Source organism: Pedobacter ginsengisoli (assembly GCF_002736205.1).
Taxonomy (GTDB): Bacteria; Bacteroidota; Bacteroidia; order Sphingobacteriales; family Sphingobacteriaceae; genus Pedobacter; species Pedobacter ginsengisoli_A.
Window position 1 is genome coordinate 2,609,731 of the sequence record NZ_CP024091.1, and the last position, 20,495, is coordinate 2,630,225.

The 20,495-nt window shown below is 38.5% G+C and carries 16 protein-coding genes; 12 read left to right on the forward strand and 4 right to left on the reverse strand.

Annotated elements, in window-relative coordinates; translation table 11 throughout:
- Nucleotides 1–21: 21 nt before the first annotated feature.
- The 9 genes from CPT03_RS10755 to CPT03_RS10795 all read left to right on the forward strand — a co-directional run bounded on the left by CPT03_RS10755 (nt 22) and on the right by CPT03_RS10795 (nt 10,312).
- Complete coding sequence (locus tag CPT03_RS10755) at nt 22–2,151, forward strand: tetratricopeptide repeat protein (protein ID WP_157766409.1); 2,130 nt, start codon at nt 22–24, stop codon at nt 2,149–2,151.
- Between the two features lie 103 nt (nt 2,152–2,254).
- On the forward strand, nt 2,255–3,853 hold the full coding sequence (locus tag CPT03_RS10760; protein WP_099438860.1) for a lipocalin family protein: 1,599 nt from the start codon (nt 2,255–2,257) through the stop codon (nt 3,851–3,853).
- A gap of 7 nt (nt 3,854–3,860) precedes the next feature.
- The gene (locus CPT03_RS10765; protein WP_099438861.1) at nt 3,861–5,153 is read left to right on the forward strand and encodes a hypothetical protein; all 1,293 of its coding nucleotides are present in this window, start codon (nt 3,861–3,863) and stop codon (nt 5,151–5,153) included.
- 11 nt (nt 5,154–5,164) lie between these two features.
- Nucleotides 5,165–7,213, forward strand: a complete 2,049-nt coding sequence (locus CPT03_RS10770) for a tetratricopeptide repeat protein (protein ID WP_099438862.1) — start codon at nt 5,165–5,167, stop codon at nt 7,211–7,213.
- Between the two features lie 13 nt (nt 7,214–7,226).
- Nucleotides 7,227–8,453, forward strand: a complete 1,227-nt coding sequence (locus CPT03_RS10775; RefSeq protein ID WP_157766410.1) for a hypothetical protein — start codon at nt 7,227–7,229, stop codon at nt 8,451–8,453.
- Between the two features lie 33 nt (nt 8,454–8,486).
- The gene (locus tag CPT03_RS10780; RefSeq protein ID WP_099438864.1) at nt 8,487–9,095 is read left to right on the forward strand and encodes a hypothetical protein; all 609 of its coding nucleotides are present in this window, start codon (nt 8,487–8,489) and stop codon (nt 9,093–9,095) included.
- Entirely contained in the window at nt 9,095–9,505 is a 411-nt protein-coding gene (locus CPT03_RS10785) for an SET domain-containing protein-lysine N-methyltransferase (RefSeq protein ID WP_099438865.1), read from the forward strand. The genes CPT03_RS10780 and CPT03_RS10785 overlap by 1 nt, the downstream gene beginning before the upstream one ends.
- Nucleotides 9,505–9,912: an SET domain-containing protein gene (locus CPT03_RS10790; RefSeq protein WP_099438866.1), complete on the forward strand. Its 408-nt coding sequence runs from the start codon at nt 9,505–9,507 to the stop codon at nt 9,910–9,912. The genes CPT03_RS10785 and CPT03_RS10790 overlap by 1 nt, the downstream gene beginning before the upstream one ends.
- A gap of 73 nt (nt 9,913–9,985) precedes the next feature.
- Nucleotides 9,986–10,312, forward strand: a complete 327-nt coding sequence (locus CPT03_RS10795) for a hypothetical protein (RefSeq protein WP_099438867.1) — start codon at nt 9,986–9,988, stop codon at nt 10,310–10,312.
- A 33-nt stretch (nt 10,313–10,345) separates the two neighbouring features.
- Here CPT03_RS10795 and CPT03_RS10800 read toward each other — a convergent pair whose 3' ends face one another.
- Nucleotides 10,346–11,416, reverse strand: a complete 1,071-nt coding sequence (locus tag CPT03_RS10800; RefSeq protein ID WP_099438868.1) for a family 43 glycosylhydrolase — start codon at nt 11,414–11,416, stop codon at nt 10,346–10,348.
- A gap of 166 nt (nt 11,417–11,582) precedes the next feature.
- Here CPT03_RS10800 and CPT03_RS10805 point away from each other — a divergent pair, with 166 nt between their 5' ends.
- Together CPT03_RS10805 and CPT03_RS10810 are read left to right on the forward strand one after the other, a co-directional pair.
- Nucleotides 11,583–13,985: an ABC transporter permease gene (locus tag CPT03_RS10805; protein WP_157766411.1), complete on the forward strand. Its 2,403-nt coding sequence runs from the start codon at nt 11,583–11,585 to the stop codon at nt 13,983–13,985.
- Nucleotides 13,986–14,048: 63 nt separating this feature from the next.
- The gene (locus CPT03_RS10810; RefSeq protein ID WP_099438870.1) at nt 14,049–14,597 is read left to right on the forward strand and encodes a hypothetical protein; all 549 of its coding nucleotides are present in this window, start codon (nt 14,049–14,051) and stop codon (nt 14,595–14,597) included.
- Nucleotides 14,598–14,624: 27 nt separating this feature from the next.
- Here the strand turns inward: CPT03_RS10810 and CPT03_RS10815 are convergent, their stop codons facing one another.
- Nucleotides 14,625–15,593 (reverse strand): metallophosphoesterase family protein, encoded by a 969-nt coding sequence (locus tag CPT03_RS10815; protein ID WP_099438871.1) that lies wholly within the window; start codon nt 15,591–15,593, stop codon nt 14,625–14,627.
- 322 nt (nt 15,594–15,915) lie between these two features.
- Here CPT03_RS10815 and CPT03_RS10820 point away from each other — a divergent pair, with 322 nt between their 5' ends.
- The gene (locus tag CPT03_RS10820) at nt 15,916–16,758 is read left to right on the forward strand and encodes a metallophosphoesterase family protein (RefSeq protein ID WP_099438872.1); all 843 of its coding nucleotides are present in this window, start codon (nt 15,916–15,918) and stop codon (nt 16,756–16,758) included.
- A 2-nt stretch (nt 16,759–16,760) separates the two neighbouring features.
- Here the strand turns inward: CPT03_RS10820 and CPT03_RS10825 are convergent, their stop codons facing one another.
- Both CPT03_RS10825 and CPT03_RS10830 read right to left on the reverse strand, forming a co-directional pair.
- Nucleotides 16,761–19,118: a GH92 family glycosyl hydrolase gene (locus CPT03_RS10825; RefSeq protein WP_099438873.1), complete on the reverse strand. Its 2,358-nt coding sequence runs from the start codon at nt 19,116–19,118 to the stop codon at nt 16,761–16,763.
- The gene (locus tag CPT03_RS10830) at nt 19,102–20,484 is read right to left on the reverse strand and encodes a sugar porter family MFS transporter (protein WP_099438874.1); all 1,383 of its coding nucleotides are present in this window, start codon (nt 20,482–20,484) and stop codon (nt 19,102–19,104) included. Before CPT03_RS10830 ends, CPT03_RS10825 begins: the two co-directional genes overlap by 17 nt.
- Nucleotides 20,485–20,495: the final 11 nt, after the last annotated feature.

Sequence of the window (20,495 nt, forward strand, 5' to 3'; positions counted from 1 at the left end):
AAACAATAAAAAAACAGGACGATGAAAAATTTATTAGCAATTCTGATAATGTTGCCAATAATGGCGATAGGACAACAAAAGCAAAGCATAGAGGATGCCATGAAGAAAATGGAGGAATTGAAAAAAAAGATGACTCCGGAACAGCAGGCCATGATGGAAAAAATGGGGCTGCAACAAACTATGAAAACTGTTCAAAAAAATATGCAACCGGGCAAATCAGGTGTAGCTATGATGCCAATGGCTGATCCTAATATAGTTCCCGCAAATATCTCTTCACTTGCTGTACCATCTACCCCTTCGGATAAAGGAAAATTGATAGCTTATTTAAAACCAATTTTTTCGCAAACAGAAGCAGCAATGAAACCTGAGAATGTAAAAGCAGTTCAGAAATTATTGGGCAAAGGCGCTGAAACCGGAAAATATGCAATGGTATTCTGGACGCACAATGAACTAGACAAGGCATTGTACCTGCTTGCCAATGCCTGCATTACCAATCCAGATGACTATGTTTCTATCAATAACCTCGGTGCATTGCTTACCCTTTCGGGATATGCACATAAGTCTTTACCGTTACTTTTATATACTCAAAAATTTGTGCCACAAAGCAGCACATTACTTAATAACGTTGGTCAGGCTTATCTGAGCCTTGGGTATGTTGACAAAGCCAAACCGCTGCTTTTATCTGCCATAGCAAAAGATTCAACCAAAACCGAGGCATATAAGGCTATGGCGCTTATTGCACAAAAACAAGGAGACAATACCCTTTGTGGTACATATCTGGAAAAAGCTATTGCCAATGGCGATGCTACTGCCGAAAACATTAACCTGCTTAATAAGATAGCACCGGAAAAAGATCTGACTGAATACATCCGTAAGCGCTTTAAACAATTTTATAAAGATCATAGTGTTACCAAACGCTTTACTGTACCTGCAGTTCCTGCATCGTATGAAGAAGCAGTAAAACGCGACGGTGAGATTGAAACTTACTTTAGAGACTTTGATGCCACCATAAACGCAACCTATAAAACGCAAAAGGAACTGACAAAACAGTATGAAAATCAGGTACAGAATAACCAGGTTAAAAAAATGGCGCAGATGCAGCAAATGATGGCCAATGCAGGTAAGCCTGGTTTTTCAAAATCTATACAGGATATGAAAGCATCAATGAGCAATCCTTTTATGACACAAGGAGCCATTATGCTGTCAAGTATAGATAACCCGCAATTCAGCAAATCATATTACAGCCGGATGAAAACGGAAACAGGTAACAGGTTAAAAAGCGAAAATGAATTGAAACAGTCTTTAAAAACAGATTTTGACAATAAAATAAATGCGCTGGAAAAAGAAAAGAAAGGTCTGCACGATGGTGAAGGACAAGATGCAGCAAACGCACGGGCTGTGCAAATAGAAAAAGAGCTATGTAAATTAAAAGTAGACAGGCAGGCAAAATGGCTGGAGAAAATGGCTGAAATAAATAATCAATATATCCATAACATGGAAGACCTGCTTAACCAGCGCTTACAGGAATATCTTTTTTGGAACACCATAGTGATGCAATCCTTGCAAGATCCTACGGCAGTTAACTACGCAGCTTATGTTGGTTATTTAAATAACCTCAAAAGCCTTGCATATCCGCTTTTCCCTACGCATGTGGATGGAGGATTGTCAAAACCTTGTGGCGACAAAATGGACGTCAACAATTATAAAGGAAAAATACACGACTGGGAAAGAGAACACTGCGAGGTAGATTTTGGAATAGACCTTATGGTAACCGGAGCTAAAATGAACTGTGAAGGCTGGTCTGTTTACGCAGATTTTAAAGCGGGTTCATTTGCCTATGAACGTAGTGTTGATCCAGTAACCTGGCAAACCACCGGCCACAGTATTTCTGCAAAGGCTGGTAAGGATAAAGAATTTGAAATAGGTAAAATTAAAGCATCAATAGGCGCATCGGTAGAAACCACTGTAAAGTTTGATGGCAACATGAACCCTGTTGATTTAAGTGTAAAAGGCGCAGCCGGCGCAGAGTTAAGTGGCCCTTTTGGAGGTAAAGCGGGTGCTGATTTAGGCTCAGTTGAAATAAGTGTAAGTAATGGATTCAATTCAGCAGGCCCATCTATACCAGGCTTCGGCAGCGATTTTTTGAAATAACCAGTTATGTTTTGTGTTAGTGGCTAAATCTAAAAAATCATCTTTTTTAATGATTGCCCTAGGTAATTGTTCCGCCTAATTTTATATGCATAATCGAAATACAATGAAATCTATAAGCGTATTTTTTTTGTTTAACCTGATGTTGTTCATAACCAGCATCTGTTGCGCCCAAAAACAAACTTTTGATGTTGTTTCTTACTCAACACCCAAAGGCTGGCAAAAAACAGAAAATGAAGGCGGTATACAATTGTCAGTTACTGATAAAAAAACAGGTGGCTATGCCATAGCGTTAATTACAAAATCAAGAGCTACTAATGCATCGGCTAAAGATAATTTTAACGACAGTTGGGAGAGCTTGGTAAAAAAAACGGTACAGGTTACAGAAGCTCCCACCATGTCTGATATGCTTGTAGAAAAAGGCTGGGATGCGATTACAGGCCAGGCAAACTATACCGATGGAAAGGTGAAGGGCTTGGTAACGCTGATTACCGCTACCGGAAATGGTAAAATGGCTGATGTAGTGATCATGACCAATACCAGTATATACCAGGAAGAAGTTTTGGCTTTTCTAAATAGCCTGGAACTAAATGAAACTGCAACTCAACAAAGCAATACCATTAATACATCTGCAAATACAAACAGCGGTTCACTTGTTGGTGTGTGGTCTGCTAATTTACTGGAAACATCTGGTTATGCGAATGGCTATCCACAATATACCGCAGGCTATTTTAGAAAAGAATACCAATTAAATGCTGATGGCACCTACCTGTTTTTATTTAAAACATGGTCGGTATTTATGAAGACAATTTTGTTTGGTTACGAAACAGGTACCTGGTCAGCAACTGGTAATCAGTTGACCATTACACCCAAACAAGGCAAAAGTGAAGAATGGAGCAAATCAGCAAGTGGAAGGACGACTGAATGGGGAGCCAGGATAAAATCAGGAACAGGTAAATTAGAAACGATTACCTATCGGTATGAAACAAAATATTATTCGGGAAGTAAAGATTATGTGCTCATACTAAATTTCGATAAGTCGACAGGAAGGGAAGGCACGGAACAAAAACAAGCTACTTATACCAAGCGCACTGAACATCTAATTGACCTACCACCGGGAACAAAAATCAACAGCGAAGGCAAACCAGAAGCCTTACAACAAAACAATTCCAAGCAAACTACCAATAACAATTCTTCACCACTTGTCGGAAAAACATGGGAAGGTAGCAGTTCAGAAAAAATGGGATCAGGAAATATGCAAATGAACACTGGTGGATTTTTCACGAAGCAATACCAATTCAACACAGATGGAACTTACCGATTTGTAAATGTCCTTGCATCGCACTTTACGGATACCAAAACGATGGGCTATGAAACAGGAACATGGGCAGTAAACGGAAACCAACTTACCATTAATCCAACAAGTGGGCAAAATGAAGAATGGAGCAAAGTGGGCAAAACATCTAACGGTAATAGTGATGTGGGCAATCGTGCTATTAATGATACCTGGAGTAAAAAATTAAAAACCAGTACAAGAAAATTAGAGAAATATACCTACACCTTTTCTGTTGAAAAAAATGGAGATAACACTGCGCTTATAATGGAACGCAACGGAAAGACAGAGAGAGATGGCGACGGTAAAATATCATACCTCAACGAAACACCTTCTGAAAAAGGAGTTAAACTACCAAACGGAATAAAATAATTGCACTATGAAAAAGGCCATCATTATTTTATCAATTCTTCTTTTCTGCAGTAGCCTGTATGCACAAAAAATAGCCACGGCACAAGAAACACCTGTACCCTGCAATGGAGATGCAGATGGTTTGCCGGGAAAATACACCGACCATACCAATCCTAAATATCCCAGCAGCCTTAAAGGCCCTGCACCAGATAAAGCAGCCATGACCAAACAGCTCATTGCTTTTGAAAAATTAGAAGAAGCAAGCCGGGCCAATTTTCAACTTACAGGTTGTGTAGCAAGAGTGAGTTTTAGCGGAGGCGATAAAAATACTTACGTAAACATTGTACGTAACGGATATAACTACCAGTTAGGCGTTTATCAGAATGTATGCCATGTAACACAGCATATTGTAAAAACAGTAGGTGAATACCGTACAGTGTTGCGTGTAAATGTTAATCCATATTTGATAGCAGATGGCCTGCGGGGAGCTGGAGAGTTTTATCTGACAGACAGGTCAGTGCGTTATCAACTCCCGATTGACGCAAAAGAGGGTCCTGATTATGAAAAGGACAAGAAGACCAATCCAAGCCACATATCACAGTATTTTTCTGAGGGAACGCTATTAACCGGCAGGTCCAATGATTATAAAAATAAGCATGCTGATTTTTTAAAGTTGAACAATGGCAGTGGTTATGTCGAAAATTTTATGTCGGGTTCAAGAGATGACAAACCTAACCCAAAAGGGTATAAATGGATAGACAGGCATTATTTAATTACCAAACAAGGAGTTCCTTTGCTAATACCGGTTACAAAAAAACAATACCTGGAAGATTTGCTGGAATATTTTGAAATTGAAAAGGCGAATTTCTATTACAGTCTGAATGAACTCATCAAAAGGAATGCAGGTAACACCAGTGATAATGCACAGAAAAGGGCAGCGGTTTTAGAAGCAGATAAAACAGCTTACGCCAAGCTTTATGAAGACAAAAAAGCAAAAGTAAAACAACTATTGGCCACACAAAAAGAAGAATGGCTGCAAAAGCAGGCTGTAGTTGCAGCCAATAACATTACTTACGATGCCTATGAACGCTTAAATGAAATTGGTAAATTTTACGATAAAGAAGATGAGTATAGAATTGCTTTAAATGTATTAAACTCGGCATATTTTAAAACCAATACCACTCAAACATCCACCAGTCCCATTTTAATAGAAGTACAGTTCCGCTATGAAATCGGCGGCGACCATGGCTTTTCAGAAAGATTATTCAACAATTTTTTGAAAAACTATGATCTGGAATCATTAAAAAAAATGTTGAACTAAAGTTCTAACTCATGAAACGACTAACCACATTAATGATTGCTACTTTAATTACTACAGCGGCCTTTGCACAGTCTAAAAATCCAACCAATAAAAAAGAAATAAACGATAAAGTAAAGCAGGCACAACAGCAATTAGACAAGCTTACACCCGAGCAGAAAAAGATGATAGAGCAGTTGGGCATATCATCAAAAGTTCCTTCAATACCTGCGGGTACTACGGCAGCGGGTATAAATGCTGCAATAGGTGGTGATGCATTTGGTGTGCCCTCAAAAAACACCGCACTTATTGGAGCCATTCCGCAAATTACACTCACTGCTGCTATGGTTCCCACTTACGTCAAATCGCTTGTCGATTATGTGCAAAAAGGTGTTGCAGATGATACTAAAGTATTCGGGCAGCAGATGTATGCAGTTTTTAAAACCAACAAATACGATGCAATGGCCATTGGCAATGCAGCGGTTGGTTATTGGTCGTCAGGGCAACTTGAACTTGCGGTGTACCTAATTGGGCGGGCTTGTGCAGATAATGGTTCAGATGCTGATATGCTTAGCAATTTTGCCGCTATGCTTAGCATGGGTGGTGCACCGCATCGTGCCATTCCCTTATTAGAATATCTTAATAAACAATACCCTGATAACTCAACTATACTTAATAATTTGGGGCAGGCATGGTTTTACCTGGGCGAAACAGATAAAGCAAATGCTCAGTTAAACAAAGTGGTAAAGGCTTTTGCTTATCACCCGCAGGCCAGCTATACGCAATGTTTGATAGAGCAAAGTAAAGGCAATACACCAAAAGCTATTGAGAACATGAAAAATTCGCTGGCCTATAGTTATTCTTTAGATAAAGTGAACCAGTTGCGCAAGCTGGGTTATTCTGTAAAAGGCAAAGATATGCGTAAACCATTTCGTCCTGATCCCAATCCGCTTGGGCTGCAAAATTTTGTTCGCCCTGATGTACCCAATTCTTATGAACAGGAATTAAAACTTGGTGCCGACTGGGATGCGTTTCAAAAACAGGTGAATGAGAAATTGATGTCGTTGGCAAAGGAACTACTGCCCTATCAGCAAGCTGCCGCTCAAAAGGGACAGCAGTTGTATAACCAATACCAAAATGCTAAGGGCGATGTAAGTAAAATGACCACCACTGCAACACAAAATGAAAATATTTACCGGAAAACTGCCGAAAAAAACCTTCAGGAAATGAACAAGGATGGTGGCGCTGGCTATCGTTTAAAAGCTCTGAAAAAACAAATAGACGACCTGGTAAAAGATTTCATGGCTAAGGATGAAGTGCAACGTAAAAGCCTGGAAAAACAAAATAGTATCAAGGCCGAACAGGAGACAGAACTGGCCAAAAAAGGAGAAAACATTGGCTATGATAACTGTGTAGTGCAACAAAAATATAGTGAATGGGTATACACCAATTATAATAAACCATTAGAAGAAGCTTACAAAAATTATTTACACCAGTGGTACTTAAAAATTACCGAAGAATTGTATTGGAAACAATTTACACAGGAAGCATCGGTATTTGAAGCGACGAAGATTGCGGCAAAAAAAGAATGGCTGGCAGCCCTGGGCAATACAAGATATATGGCCACTAATAAATATGGCAAATGCACCACCCCTGAGAACAAAAACTCGACTTACAAATTGGCCGATTTTGATGATATGCATTGCGCATATGTATCGGTACTTGATTTCGGTGTGTATAAACAGATTGATGAATGCGGTAAAATGCGTATTGAATTTGATGCGGGCAGGCTAAGTGGTAATCTTAATTTCAAAGCAGACAATAACGGCAAAGATAAATTTGTAAAAGCCACTGTAGAAGCCACCATAATAGACAAAGAAATTTCTGTTGGCAAAGGCCCACTGCAAGTAGGCGCATCTGTAAAAGCAGGAATGGGTATGGAGATTAGCAGCAATGGTATTGAAGATGTGTATGCCACTGGCGAAGCATCAGCAAATGCCGGCAGTACAAATGTTGGTGTTAATAGTCGTATGAGTTTGATTTCAGGAAATATGAGTGGTGGCATCAGTGGATTTGGCAAATAAAAATTCAATTAAAATGAAAAATATAAAACATCAACTAAAGGGACCAATTGCATTGCTTTGTTTTATTTCGCTAATACAAACCACTATGGCACAAGACTGTAAAACCTCTGCAAACTTAGATGCCACACCCGGAAAATACCTTACCGCAGCCCAATACCCCTGGCCTGCTGCAAGAGCAGAATATTTTAATAAAATGACTACTACCGCTGATAAAGCAATGGCTAAGAAAATATTGGGTGATCTGGAAAGAATAGAGGAGCAAACCCATACGGGCTTCAACTTCACCGGCGGCAATTGGGAAAATTATTATTCTACCGAAGGCAATCAATATTTGGGTAGTGCAAAATTAGGCCAGTATACTTTCCAGGCGGCACTGTACGAATATTTCTGTGCTAAAGGAAAATTAACCCGTAATAGCGAATACAGTACCGTTTTACGGATGTATGTAAACCAATTGCGACTAACAACTTTAGACAAATTTTTATCAAGTCCTTATGGTAGCAGCTTTGGCAGTTATGATTTTGGTCTGCAATTTCAGGATTGGAAAAACCATAAACCTGCTGATGTAAACGCACAATTGATCAGTCTGTTTACTTATATGACCTGCAATAATGAGCAGCTTATTGGAGCTATCAACAACGACAACAATTATTTCCAGGATGTTGCTGATAAAGACATCAAACCGAATAACCGTAGTAATCCAGTGTATCGGTATTGGTTTGTAAAGAAAAATAACCTGCCTGTATTGGTGCCCGTAAGCCGCAAAGAATATCTACAAAGCTTGTTGGAATATTATGAAAGGGAGAAAATTCACTTTACTAAACTGGTCGCAAAATTGAATGAAGACCATGATAAAAGTGTTAAAAATTACAGTACCTGGGAAACGGATGTTGCAGATAAAGTAGCTACAGTAAAAAAAGCATTAAGCGAGCACAATGAAGAATGGTTATTGGCCCAGGCAATTGTAAATCCAGGTACCGACAACAGCCAAACCTATAATGCAAAACTACGGGAACAAACCAATTACAACCGATTCTGGAAATTTTACGACAAAGAAAAGAACTTTGGAGGGCTGTACAGATACAATCCAGAGTATTTTAAAACTTCCGCAAAAGGGGCCGCAAGTCCACAACTGATAACAGTTCTATTTCGATATGTTACCATACCCTCATCGCTACGCATGCTAAACAACTTCAGCAAAAATTTTGATGTTAAAGCATTGCAAAAAATGTTAGAATAAATAGATCAAATTTTCACTCATAAATTCAAAAAAATGAAAAGAATCATTTCAATCCTAGGTTCATTACTGTTCATAACAGCAGTTAAAGCACAAACTACCGTAGTTAAAAAAGAAACGGTTAATCCAGGCAGCAGTCAAACTACCGGCGCAGCAGCCTCATCAAAAGACCCCAAAGCAGCTGCTGTGGATCTTAAAAAAGAGGAAGCAGAAAGACTTGCAGCACAAAGAGCAGCTAAAGATGCAAAGCTTGCCCAGCATGTTGATCCTAAAAAGGAAGAAGCAGACAGACTTGCGGCTCAAAGAGCGGCTAAAGATGCAAAAGTTGCTCAGCATATTGATCCTAAAAAGGAGGAAGCAGACAGACTTGCAGCTCAAAGAGCAGCTAAAGACGCAAAAGTTGCTCAGCATATTGATCCTAAAAAGGAGGAAGCAGACAGACTTGCAGCTCAAAGAGCAGCTAAAGACGCAAAAGTTGCTCAGCATATTGATCCTAAAAAGGAAGAAGCAGACAGACTTGCAGCTCAAAGAGCAGCTAAAGACGCAAAAGTTGCTCAGCATATTGATCCTAAAAAAGATGCAGAACAAAAAGCTGCAGCAGAAAGAGAAGCTAAAAATGCCAATACACAACGCAAAGAAAACTAATGTTATTCAATAAAAACATTTATCAGCCACAGCATATTGAGGTAAAGGAAAGCCCACTTCATGGGCGTGGTGTATTTGCTAAAAACAAAATAATGAAAGGGAGCATTATAGAAAAGGCACCCGTGGTTTTCTTAACAAATGATGAAAAGGAAACCTTAAGGTTTACCAAACTATTTCATTATTACTTTTTATTAAGTGAACCCGAAAAACAGGCAGCCTTCAGTTTTGGCTATGCTTCGTTTTATAATCATTCGCCAGAAGCAAATGCCATCTTCACATTTTCACAAAAGAGAAGCACCATTAATATCTATGCTTATAAAACAATTGAGCCGGGCCATGAGATAACCATTAATTATAACGGCGAACCTGGAGATAATAGTGAAGTTTATTTTCCAAATTCAGATCAATAATGAAAACTCCACCAACAAAACAGTTGTACCTAAAGAGTATAAAAGGTAAAGGCAGAGGCGTATTTTCTACTTCAAACATTCCAAAAGGAGAAGTTATAGAAGTTTGTCCGGTTATTATTATCCCAACTAAAGAATTCTCTGAGCTGAGCCTCACCGTTCTTATGGATTATAGTTTCTATTTTAATAAAGGAGAAAATATGCTATCTCTTACTATGGGCTTTGGATCTATGTATAATCACAAGCAATATCCTAATGCAGTGTATTTACTTGACAGGGAACAAAAGCAGATGACATTTACTGCTCACGAGGATATAAAAGCACATACAGAAATATGCATTAATTATGGAGGCGATTACGCTATTGATTATGATAAATGGTTTACGGACAGAAACATAACTCCAATTTAGCAAAAAAATCATCCTTTTTAATGATTGACCGGCACCTATACCCAGACTACTTTTACCATAAAAAAAGTAAACCATGAAAAAAGTATTATTTTTCCTTTTCCTCACCCTTGGTGCAGGAGGGATGGCACAAGCACAGTTTTTGAGTAAACTCAAAGCAAAAGCAAAAGCTGCTGTAGGAAATTCAGTTGACAGATCGACTGATAAAGTTGTAGATAAGGCTGTAAGCAAAACCGCAGACAATGTTACAGACAAAACACTTAATAAAGCCGGAGAAAAGCTGAATAATCTATTTAGAAAGAAAAACAAGAAACGTCCTGATACCATACCAGCCTTAGCTCCTGATTCAACCTTAGTTCCTGATTCAAGCAAAACTGAAGTAAAACCCGAGAAACAACCATGAAAAATATTACTGATAGCAGGAGAAAAAGCCCATTTACAAGCTTCCAGGCTCAGCCTGTTCAGTCTTAACTTCACCCGAAGGCCTTTTCATTTCACCACGCCCTTTAGGTATACCAAACACCGGATTGCCATCTTTCCCGAAAGTAAACCGTTGTAGGTATACCTCTCTATTGTCCCATCCCCCATCCAATGCCGCTTTAGAATGATAATAAATCCAGTATTCACTATCATCAGGCGAAGTTGTCATACTTGCATGACCCAATCCATGCACTGTAGAAGTACCCTGAAACACAGGTTTAGAAGATTTTATCCACGAAGAAGGATTTAATGGATCTTTACCTGTTGTTAAACGAAGTTGCCCTAATTTATAATGCTCCGTCCAGGAGCCCCGGGTAGAGTAAATAACAAATACATCATTATTGTGTTTCAAAATTTGAGGCCCTTCCTGCAATACAATATTATCGCCTTTTTCCCAGTCAAGCTCCGGCTTCGATAACAATACACGTTTCCCTAGTGTCCAGGGATTTTTCATTTCAGCGATATAAAGATACTGGTCTACATCATGATGGTCATGAAGTGTTTCCCAGCCAGACCAAACGGCATATTTTTTACCATTTAACTCAAGAACAGTCATATCGATAGACCAGCAATTGTCTTTTTTCTGATCAGGGTCATCACCAGTATAGAGCCTTCCTTTATCCTCATAAGGGCCAAATGGACTATCACTTTCAAGCACTCCGGCCCGTTGCGCATAATAAGGCGCCCCTTTATGAACAGAGCCTGCATAGTAAATGTACCATTTACCATCAATATGATGAATTTCTGGCGCCCATAGGTTATAACTATTCCACTTTCCTTCAGTAGGAGTCCATACCACTTCCTTTTTTTCAAACTTGGTCAGGTATCTAGATTCAGTAACGGCAAATCCCCCTTTTTCATTAAATATTGTATAATATTTACCATTATGCTTTGTAACGAATGGATCTGCTCCCTTACGCAGTGGGTTCATAAACGTTTCTGAGACTTTACCTTTATTGGTCTGTTGAGCATTTAAGCTCAATGAAAATGTAGCTAGCAGGAAAATGATGGAAAAGATTTTGGTCATGGCGAAATACTTTGGCTAAATATACAAATTGTACGCTTAGGGACAATCCCTGTTCGTTTACGAACAGAAAAGAAAAATACAAACACACAAAACACTGACAAACAAAGTATTAATATTAATTTATAAATTGGCACAGGCTTCGCTGCTTAAAGAAAAATGGTCGGACATGTTTTATATCAATCTTAAAATTGCCCTAAGAAATCTCTGGAAACACAGAGCTTATACTATTATAAATACAATTGGCCTGTCCATAGGGATGACCTGTGCGCTCGTTATATTTCTTTTTATACGTCAATATTTAAGTGCAGATAATTTTCACCCAAATGCCGACAGGATTTTCAGAGTAGTCTCTCTGGGTAACGGTACAGATGGAAAAGTACCTATGATGGGAGTCCCGGTTCCCATGGCCAATGCACTACGCACAGACTTCCCTCAGTTAGAGAAAGTTGCAAATCTTGTACAGGGTTATCATCTGGTTGAGATTCCCGGAAAAGATGGATCTGCAAAACAATTTCATAAAGAATACGGAACTGCATTTTATACCGACCCTGCCCTTTTCGACATTTTTAATTTTCCCTGGATTGTTGGCGAGCCTGTTTCGTTAGGTGCCCCCAATCATGTTGCACTTACGCAAAGTACAGCCACGCAATATTTTGGAAGCTGGCAAAACGCTATGGGCAAAAAACTTAAGTTTAGCGGTGATGAAACTTTTTATGAGGTAACCGGAATTATAAAAGACCTTCCAAAAAACACTGATTTCCCAATTCATCTTGTAATCTCTTATCAGAACTTTGGAAATGCCTTAAGCACTCGTTGGAATTCGGTAAATATGGGCCATAATTGTTATGTAATGGTAAAACCCAATACGGATATTAACCAACTTCAAATACAGCTTAACGGATATACTAAAAAATATTACGACCCAAAAGATCCGCTTGCCAACACGCATTTATTTCAATCATTCGCCTCAATACATCTTGATGCCAAGTTTGGCAATTTTTCGCCCAAAAGATATACTTCATCACAAATTAATTCCTTAAGGATCTTAGGATCACTTATTTTATTGATTGCCTGTATCAATTTCATCAACATGGCAACAGCGCAGGCAGTTAGCCGTTCAAAAGAAGTTGGGATCCGCAAGGTATTAGGCAGCAATCGTAAACAGCTTCTGGTTCGTTTTATCGCCGAAACTTTTGTAATTACATTTGTGGCCATAACAATAGCGTGTATTGCTACTGAGATTGCGCTACCGGTAGTTGGAAATTTTCTGGGTCAGCAAATCCCATTCAATATAATTGACTTCCCCGTTATACTTATCTTTATTTTTGCACTTTGGCTTGCTGTAAGCTTCCTAGCTGGCCTGTATCCTGCCGTTTTTGTATCAGGATACAATCCAATAAATGCCCTGAAAAATAAAGTTTCTCAGGGAAATAAAGGGGCCTGGAGCCTAAGAAGTATCCTTCTGATCTTTCAGTTTACAGTAACTCTAATTTTTATTATTGGAACCCTTGTAGTACTGAAACAAATCGATTACTTCAAAAATAAATCCCTTGGGTTTGATAATCATGCCGTTTTACAGATCAATATTCCAACAGACTCAATTAGTAAAACCAGGTTCAACACTTTTAAACAAAAGCTGTTACAACGCAATGGGGTAGAAATGGTAACCTATGCATATACGCCGCCAAGTACCAGTTCTAATAATTTCACCAGTTTCTATTTCAATAATTCTCCCCAGAAAACAGATTTTCTGCTTTGCAATAAACCTGCAGATGAAGATTATTTCAAAATGTTTGGATTGAAGATGATTGCCGGAAAACCCTTATCCAAAAGCGATACAGTTAGCGGCTATATATTAAACGAAACACTGCTGCATAAACTTCATTTTAAAAACCCTGAGGATGTTCTTGGAAAGTATATTCAGTTAAACCGAAGACCATTAGCACGCATAATAGGAGTAGTAAAAGACTTTAATAACCTAAGCTTGCACGGTGATATCTCTCCGGTCATATTTTATACAAACAAAGAAGAGTATGAAAGTGCATTTGTTAAGCTTAACCCTCTTAACATGCAGGAAACGGTAAAAGAAATAGGTGCAGATTTCAATTCAACCTTTCCCGGTCAATTTTACGAACCAAGCTATTACGACGAATACATCGCCAACTACTATATTGTTGAAGAAAAAACAGCGGTCTTATTGAGTTTTTTTACATCGGTGGCTATATTTATTTCTTGCTTCGGCTTGTTCGCACTGATTTCCTTTGTAGCTGTTCAACGTACCAAAGAAATGGCCATCAGAAAAGTATTGGGCGCCACCACCATCGAACTCATTAGTACACTTAATCGGGCTTTTATAAAGATGATCATTGTAGCCAACTTAATTGCCTGGCCATTAGCATATATCTTACTCAATAAATGGTTGCAGGGATTTGCCTATAAAATAGATTTGCCAATGTTGCCTTTTATATTTGCAGGATTAGGTTCTATGGGCATTATTATATTCACTGTAGCGCTGCGTACTTATAAAATGACTACATCCAACCCTGTGGAAGCACTCAAATATGAATAAGACTTTGTTAAAAAATAATTAACAAAATAATATTAAATTGCAATAACCAAATAAACGCCTCACATGATCGGACACCTAAAACTCACAGTTCCTTCAACAACAAGAACAATTTCGACTTTCGTAATTACTGCCATAATTCTTCTTTGTATTTATATTGCGGTTTTTCAACCATGGTATAATAGTTTTAAGATACACACTCCTACGCTTTTAATGGCAGGCACATACAGTCTACTTGCCCTAAAAAATTTATGGCTTGATACCAGCAACATGAATTGGACCCGAATCTTATTCCCTGGTGTAATAATCCTTATCGTTGGTATTTCGGCTTTCGGAATATCTAAACTTCAAAAAATTTATTACTCTTATGAACTGGCAAATCATGGCCAAACGGTGGTTGCAAAAGTAGATATAGTAGGAACGCATGACTTTAATTTCTTTGATGGTCACAAAAACTACGCCGTGGTCAGATACAAATTCAACAACAAACCTCTTTACAAAGAAGTAGATAACAAGGGGCAAAAGCTTATTAAAGGAGAAACAATAATGCTCAGACTATCAACTCAACACCCACATATTATTGAAGTTGTAGACATTATTTCCTTTCTCCCTTAAAATTCACGATCTAAAGTTTAGGTCAGGTTACCCTAACTTCCTGTCAGATATAAATGGCACAATCGGATAAATGTAAGTCTCCATTTTTACACCCAGTTTCTCCGGAGATGAACCTACAAAAACAGACTTTTTACCTTTTACTTTAATTTTGCCATTATGTTCTATTTCAATCATTGCCCATAATGGATCTTTATATGGCGCTGTATATTTGATGTAAGGCTTAGCCTTATCAATCTCTGCAGAATACCTAATCTCTTTATAATCATCGCCCAACCAGCTGTAAGATGCACTATTGATCTGCACGTAATGGATATCATTAATATGATTGTAATAGTCCTGATGATGGTGACCACTAATCACCAGAATAACTTTTTGTCGGCCCGCTTTCTCGTTGGCCTGCTCAAAAGTATAACGCAGCAAAGTACCATTTTCCAATCCACCTGAATCATTGTCTATTCCCTGATGGCAAAAGATAACAGTTGGAAAAGAAGTTGCATCCAAATCTTTTTTCAACCATTCTAATTGTACCTGAGAAATATATCTTGCATATCCTTTCGGACGATCCGGGCTTTCATTGTGTTCATTTCCATCCAATACTACGAAATGAAAGCCATTTTTATCAAATGAATAATACTTGGCATTGGCTTTCCAGAATTCAACTACCTGATCGCGTGTATACCCACCATCGTTATCATGATTACCAATAACATGGTATTTATCGCCTTTAAATTGGTTCCAAACGTCTAACAATGGAGCATTGGCTTGCTTAGGGAGACAAAAATCGCCTCCTTGTATAATAAAGTCTGGTTTTTCTGCATTCATTTCTTTGATAAATGCCGACAAACGATCAATTCCATCGTGCATAATATCATGATGAAGATCAGTGATCATTCCAATCCTGATTTTTTTATCTGCTGGATTTAATTCAGGGTATCGGGCAAAAAGCAATGTACCACCGGCCAGCCCTGTTGTTTTTAAAAATTCTTTTCTGTCCATTTCTTGTTTTACTATTTAGAACTCTTGTTTCAAAACGTCATAAATATACAAATACTAAACAAATATTTAATATTTATATCCTTGTTGATATATAAATCCTATTAAAACTATAAATTGCTTATAGCAAGTCCTCACATGATTCACACATTCTACACACATCCTTCACAAAAAGGTACCTGTTTGTGTATTTGGTGTGAAGGAGGTGTGAAGAAATGCTAATCTTGTGAAGAACCATTTAACCAAATGGTAACTTCAGACATTAATTACTTAACAATAAGAATTATATTATTGCTATTTTTAATAATATCTCTAAAGTTTCACCATGTCAGACAGAAGAATTTTCCTTAAAGGCAGCCTTGCAAGTATATTACTAGCAGGCCTTTCAAAGAGTGTTTTGGCCTTAGCGCCAAAAATGCATACCAGTTTACCTATGGGTGCAAAGGCAAAACTGCGCTTTGCCATTGCATCAGACGGTCATTACGGACAGCCTGACACGGAGTATAAAAAAGACCACGAAAACCTTGTTCAATGGATTAATGAGGCACATGATGCTAATCCACTTGATTTTGTAATCATTAATGGCGATTTGGTTCATGACCAGCCTGAGCTACTTACTGAAGTAAAAAAGAATTACTTTGATAAGTTCAAAGTTCCATTCTATGCTATACCGGGCAACCATGATCATGCCGATGCTTCCATTTGGAAATCTGTTTTTGGTTATGAAGACAATTACTCATTTAAAAAGAATGATGTTGGTTTTATCCTTGCCAATACATCAGATACAAAAGGAAAATACATATGCCCCGACAATGATTTTTTAAAACGAGAGCTGGAAAAATTTAAAGACTTAAAAACAGTACTGATAGTTTTACATATACCTCCACATTTTTGGATACCAGAAAGCCCCTTTGTTGATTGTCCCGAAACAATAAGCCTGTTGCATAGCTACGATAATGTAAAGGCCGTTTTTCATGGGCACGACCATAGCCTGGATGCTGTATTTTACACCAACAAATTGCCTCATTTTTTTGATGCACATTTTGGTGGTAATTGGGGCACGCAATACAAAGGATATAGAATTGTTGAGGTTAACGAGGCAGGTAAATTAACTACCTACCAGGTCAATGCAAGCAAAAATCCGATACTCAATACCACTACATTTTAAAATTACTGATCTGATGGGGGTGGTATATCTACCCCCCATTGTTCATTTGGCTTTGCTCCCATTATCAATACCATCTTGCCACCTTTCATCAGCTCATCTCTGTACAGCCAACAATTATTTAGTGGCTTACCATTAAATACTGCCGATTGCACATAAACATTTTGTGCTGATGTATTCCTGGCTTCAATAATTAAACTCTTTTTGCTTCCCAAGGTAATTGTTACTTTTTCGAAAAGCGGACTGCCCAATTCAATTATAGGTCTGAGATCGGTAAAGCCCTTTACATCAAACAAACCTAAAGCCGACATCACATACCACGAACCTAATTGCCCCTGATCTTCATCTTGCCCGTAGCCATAACCATGAATGGTTTCTTTACCATAAAACTCGTCGCAAATGGCTCTTGTCCATTTTTGGGTAAGCCAAGGCTTGCCAGAGAAATTAAACAGCCAGCTAACATGTAAATTAGGCTGGTTACCATGGTTATAAATTGACTTTACGCCTGCAAAGGCATCTATTTCTTTGCCACCACCAAAACTGCTTTTTTGAGCAATGGTAAAGATGCTATCTAAACGGGCATTAAATTGGGTTTTACCCATTTTAGCTATTAAACCAGCAGGATTTTGGGGTATATAAAAAGTATATTGAAAAGAGTTACCTTCCTGAAAACCTCGCCATGGCTGGTAAGGATCAAATTTATCTATAAATGAGCCGTTAGCTTTTTTAGGCTGTATTAATTTGTTTTCAGGGTTGAAAAGCAGTTTCCATCCATTCGATTTGTTAATCAATGCCTGATAGTCTTGGTTTTTACCTAAAGCTTTGGCCATTTGTGCCGCAGCAAAAGCACTGAAACTATATTCAAGCGTATGCGAGGCCGAAAAATTAGACGCTAAAGAATCAGTTTCCTTTTGTTCAAAGGGCACAAATCCACGTTCAACAAATTGCTTGGTATCCATTTTACCTGAGCCCTCAATTCTGTTTTTCCATTCAAGATCATTTGCCCTTACAGCCTTATAAGCTAAATCTACATCGTAATCTCTGATTCCTAAATTATAAGCAGCAGCAATGGTTAATCCTATAAAATTTGTTCCTACACCAGATGCAAACTGACCGTTGGCAATGCCATCGCCAAACCAGCCTCTGTGTTTGTAAACCTCTAAATGGGTTTGTACAAAATCCTGGTATCTGTTGGGATAAGCAAGTGCCCACAGTTGGGTAAGGTTCCAAAAAGCACCCCATATGGCATCTGTATTATAGAAATTATATTTGGGTTTTCCTTTTTCATCCAGCGGCATCTGGCCTATTGTTCCACCAAATTGGGGAAATGTTCCACTTACGTCGCTTGCAGTTCCTCTGCCCAACAACCCATGAAACAAACCCGTATAGAACTTTACTTTATTACCTTCATTGGCTCCTTCAACATAAATTTTACCCAATTCCCGCTCCCACACTTTTTGTGCATTTACCTTAGCCTGACTAAATGAAACGCCTGTTGCTTCGGCTTCAAAGTTCTTTTTAGCATTTTCTGTTGAGGTATAAGACAACCCAACTTTCATTTCTACAACAGCCTTATTTGCTGTGTTGTACTCCAAAAACAAACCCGCTCCTTTGCCTTTTGCCGATGCACTATTTTTATTAACTCCCTGGGTATTAAATGAACCAACGCTTGTGGGCTTTTGACTTGTTTCGCCCCAGAAATACATGGTGATCTGACCTTTCGGATCGTAAGTTTTAATGTATTTGGGGTATGTGGTTACAAAGCCTTCAAAATGAGTATCGTCAATCATACGCACTGAAGCATCCCTTACCTCATCGCTTTCGCCCTGTTTATTTCCGATATCAAGAATAACTCTCGACTGATCATTTTCAGGAAATGTATATCTATGAAAACCAACATGTTCTGTTGCTGTAAGTTCTGCAGTTATGTTATAATCATCTAGCAGCACTTTATAATAACCAGGTTCAGCTATTTCATTTTTATGATCGAAATGAGAACGATAACCATCCTCCTTGCCTTCTAAATCGCCGGGCTTCACTTTTAAAGGCCCATTGGCAGGCATAAATGAAACTCCTCCAATTTGCCATTCATGGAAATGAACAAAGCCTTCTATAGAGGAGTGCCGGGTATCGTAACCTACTGCTTCCCAACCTGATTTATTGCCGTAATGGCCATTGGTTGATGGCGCAAGTTTTGCCATACCATGAGGTAAGGCTGCCGGGGTAAAAAAGAACCAGCGACTATGAGCTGTACCAATACCCGAATTCACATATTTTAATACGCTCTCTTTCTTAACCTTGCAAGAAGACAATACGCCAACAGCTACAAAAGCTGCCAGTACGATGTTAAGATCTTTTCTCATCCCAAAATGATTCAATTTCTTCTAATGATTTTCCCTTAGTTTCTGGCAGTAGCTTGTATACAACAAAAAAGGCTATTAAACAGAAAAAGGCAAATACCCAGAAGGTTGCCGGCGTACCGGCCTGTTTTAATAGTATTGGTGTAAGCTGCCCCATTATGGTATCGGCCACCCACATCACCATTATACTAACGCCCAAAGCCTTACCTCTGATGTTTGTTGGAAATATCTCTGACGCGACTACAAATTTTAATGGCCCTATTGAAAATGCAAAACAGGCCAGAAAAAGTGTAACGCTAATAATTAAGAATATACTTGTTGTAAGACCCAGGTAAAACATAAAACCTGTAACTAATAAGCTTATGGTTGCTCCAACGGTACCGATCAGATAAAGCGGTCGTCGGCCCCAATCATCAACTTTCCAAATGGCAATTAAGGTAAATATCATGTTGGCTACACCAAATATGATTTGCCCCAGAAATGAGTTGCTTAATGCAATTCCGGCATCATTTAAGATGGAAGGACCGTAATAAATGATGGCATTGATACCGCTAAATTGTGAAAACAAGGGCAGTAAAATACCGAGCAGCATGGCCTTTCTTAATTTAGGTGATAGTAATTCTTTATAAGAGCCACTTTCGTCATGTTTCTCACCCGTTAAGGCTGCTTCTATAGCTTCTACTTTTCCATTATTGATCTTTTTTAAAATGGCCAACCCTTCCATACTACGTCCTTTTCTTATTAGCCAGCGTGGGCTTTCGGGCACAAAAAACAGTCCTATTAAGAACAGTAAGGCAAGCAAACCACCTATACTAAACATACCACGCCAAATTTCTTTGATGTAAACAAGATCAATTATTCCTGACATTGCAGTGTGGTGTTCCGAATAATTCAATAACAATGAGTTGGTTATGTAAGCCATTAAAATCCCTGCAGTTATAGCCAGCTGATAAAAGGTTACCAATCTGCCTCTGATAGCTGCCGGCGATATTTCTGAAAGATATAATGGTACTACAATAGATGCTATACCAACGCCAATACCACCTACTAACCTGGAGGCGATTAACCAATTAAGAGAGCTTACTAAAGAACAGCCCATTGCCGAAAAAAGAAACAAAACGGCTGAAAGGAATAGTAATTTTTTACGCCCCAGCCTATCACTTAAATCTCCGGAAAATGAAACTCCAACAATACAACCCACCAATGCCGACGATACAAACCATCCTTCTTGTAAAGGGGTTAAATTAAATTGCTTCTCTACAAATGGTAATACTCCTGATATTACCGCCATATCAAAGCCAAAAAGTAGCCCTCCTAAAGATGCGACCAGGGTTATTAAGCCCAGATAGGTTTTATAACTGTTGTTCATAATGCTCGGTT